Consider the following 3,130-nt stretch of genomic DNA (forward strand, 5'->3'; position numbering starts at 1 on the left):
GGCTCTCAGAGGCGATGAAAGGCGTGATAAGCTGCGAAAAGTTACGGGGATCGGCACACACGAATTGATCCGTAAATACCTGAATGGGGCAACCCACTATGTTGAAGACATAGTACACCGATAGGTGGGCAAACCCGCTGAACTGAAACATCTAAGTAGGCGGAGGAGAAGAAAACAAAAGTGATTCCGTAAGTAGTGGCGAGCGAACGCGGATTAGCCCAAACCAATGATGTTACGGCATTGTTGGGGTTGTAGGACCACGAGATTTTATGTACAAGGAACCGGAATTGACTGGAAAGTCAAGCCATAGAGGGTGATAGCCCCGTATGGGTAACGAGTATAATAGATAGTGGTATCCTGAGTAGGGCGGGGCACGTGAAACCCTGTCTGAATTTGGCGGGACCATCCGCTAAGGCTAAATACTCCTGAGAGACCGATAGTGAACCAGTACCGTGAGGGAAAGGTGAAAAGAACCGTGAATAACGGAGTGAAATAGATCCTGAAACCATACGCTTACAAGCGGTCGGAGCCCTTTCGTGGGGTGACGGCGTGCCTTTTGCATAATGAGCCTACGAGTTAACGTTGCTGGCAAGGTTAAGTGGTTAAGCCACGGATCCGTAGCGAAAGCGAGTCTGAATAGGGCGCTTTAGTCAGTAGTGTTAGACGCGAAACCGTGTGATCTACCCATGGGCAGGATGAAGCTGTGGTAACACACAGTGGAGGTCCGAACCGGTTGACGTTGAAAAGTCTTCGGATGACCTGTGGGTAGGGGTGAAAGGCCAATCAAACTCGGAAATAGCTCGTACTCCCCGAAATGCATTTAGGTGCAGCGCTGAATTTAAGTTATATAGAGGTAGAGCTACTGATTGGATGCGGGGGCTTCACCGCCTACCAATTCCTGACAAACTCCGAATGCTATATAATGTTTCTCAGCAGTGAGGGCTTGGGTGCTAAGGTCCAAGTCCGAGAGGGAAAGAACCCAGACCATCAGCTAAGGTCCCCAAATATACGCTAAGTTGAAAGAACGAGGTTTGTCTGCCCAGACAGCTAGGATGTTGGCTTGGAAGCAGCCATTCATTTAAAGAGTGCGTAACAGCTCACTAGTCGAGCGGACGAGCATGGATAATAATCGGGCATAAGCGTATTACCGAAGCTATGGATTTACAAGCAATTGTAAGTGGTAGGGGAGCATTCTAACAGGGTTGAAGGTGTATCGTAAGGTATGCTGGACTGGTTAGAAAAGAAAATGTAGGCATAAGTAACGATAATGCGGGCGAGAAACCCGCACACCGAAAAACTAAGGTTTCCACAGCTATGCTAATCAGCTGTGGGTTAGTCTGGTCCTAAGGCGAACCCGAAAGGGACAGTCGATGGCTAACGGGTTAATATTCCCGTACTACTAATTACTGTGATGGGGTGACGGAGTGATGAAAGCGCCGCGAACTGACGGAATAGTTCGTTGAAGTACCTACCTATAAGATCTGCAGGCAAATCCACAGATCTTGGGGAAATACGATAGTACTCGGAGTCTTCGGACAAAGAGATAGTGCGCCTAAGGGCTTCCAAGAAAAACCTCTAAACTTCAGGTAATTAGTACCAGTACCGTAAACCGACACAGGTAGTTGAGGAGAGAATCCTAAGGTGCTCGAGAGATTCATGGCTAAGGAATTAGGCAAAATAGACCTGTAACTTCGGGAGAAAGGTCGCCAGCGCAAGCTGGCCGCAGTGAAGAGGTCCAGGCGACTGTTTATCAAAAACACAGGGCTCTGCAAAATCGTAAGATGAAGTATAGGGCCTGACACCTGCCCGGTGCTGGAAGGTTAAGAGGAGATGTTATCTTCGGAGAAGCATTGAATTGAAGCCCCAGTAAACGGCGGCCGTAACTATAACGGTCCTAAGGTAGCGAAATTCCTTGTCGGGTAAGTTCCGACCTGCACGAATGGTGTAACGATCTGGACACTGTCTCAGCCATGAGCTCGGTGAAATTGTAGTAACGGTGAAGATGCCGTTTACCCGCAGTGGGACGAAAAGACCCTGTGCACCTTTACTATAGCTTAGTATTGACCTTGGATAAATGATGTGTAGGATAGGTTGGAGACTGTGAAGTGGCGTCGCCAGGCGTTGTGGAGTCATTGTTGAAATACAACCCTTTGTTTATCTGAGGCCTAACCCCGGAATCCGGGGGACATTGCTTGGTGGGTAGTTTGACTGGGGTGGTCGCCTCCAAAAGAGTAACGGAGGCTTCTAAAGGTTCCCTCAGTACGCTTGGTAACCGTGCGTAGAGTGCAATGGCATAAGGGAGCTTGACTGAGAGACATACAGGTCGATCAGGTACGAAAGTAGAGCATAGTGATCCGGTGGTTCCGCATGGAAGGGCCATCGCTCAAAGGATAAAAGGTACGCCGGGGATAACAGGCTGATCTCCCCCAAGAGCTCATATCGACGGGGGGGTTTGGCACCTCGATGTCGGCTCGTCACATCCTGGGGCTGGAGAAGGTCCCAAGGGTTGGGCTGTTCGCCCATTAAAGTGGCACGCGAGCTGGGTTCAGAACGTCGTGAGACAGTTCGGTCTCTATCTACTGTGGGCGTTAGAAATTTGAGTGGATCTGATTCTAGTACGAGAGGACCGAATTGGACAAACCTCTAGTGTATCTGTTGTCCCGCCAGGGGCACCGCAGAGTAGCTACGTTTGGAAGGGATAAGCGCTGAAAGCATATAAGCGCGAAACCCACCACAAGATGAGATTTCTTTTAAGGATCGTGGAAGATGACCACGTTGATAGGCTATAGATGTAAAGGCAGTAATGTCATAGTCGAGTAGTACTAATAATCCGTAAGCTTATGTACACCCTTTTCCTCCCGGGCAATCGGGAGGAAGAAACTTTCTAAATATAAAATACTTTTCTTTATCTCAGTATGTTAAGATATTTGCAGCGAAGCTGCAGTTGACAGTTGAAGGTTGGTAGTTGATGGAAACACCAACAACCATAAACCAACAACCGCCAACAATGACCTTAAGGTGGTTATTGCGGCGGGGCTCACCTCTTCCCATCCCGAACAGAGTAGTTAAGCCCGCCTGCGCAGATGGTACTGCAGTTATGTGGGAGAGTATGTCGTCGCCTTTCTTTTAA

General features: G+C 48.7%; 2 rRNA genes. Both read left to right on the forward strand.

What is annotated here, in order from left to right:
* A 23S ribosomal RNA gene (locus J2X17_RS18985) occupies positions 1–2,846 on the forward strand; the annotation flags it as partial.
* A 168-nt stretch (positions 2,847–3,014) separates the two neighbouring features.
* Positions 3,015–3,124 (forward strand): 5S ribosomal RNA (gene rrf / locus J2X17_RS18990).
* The last annotated feature ends 6 nt before the right edge of the window (positions 3,125–3,130 follow it).

Source organism: Flavobacterium aquidurense (assembly GCF_031458035.1).
Taxonomy (GTDB): Bacteria; Bacteroidota; Bacteroidia; order Flavobacteriales; family Flavobacteriaceae; genus Flavobacterium; species Flavobacterium aquidurense_C.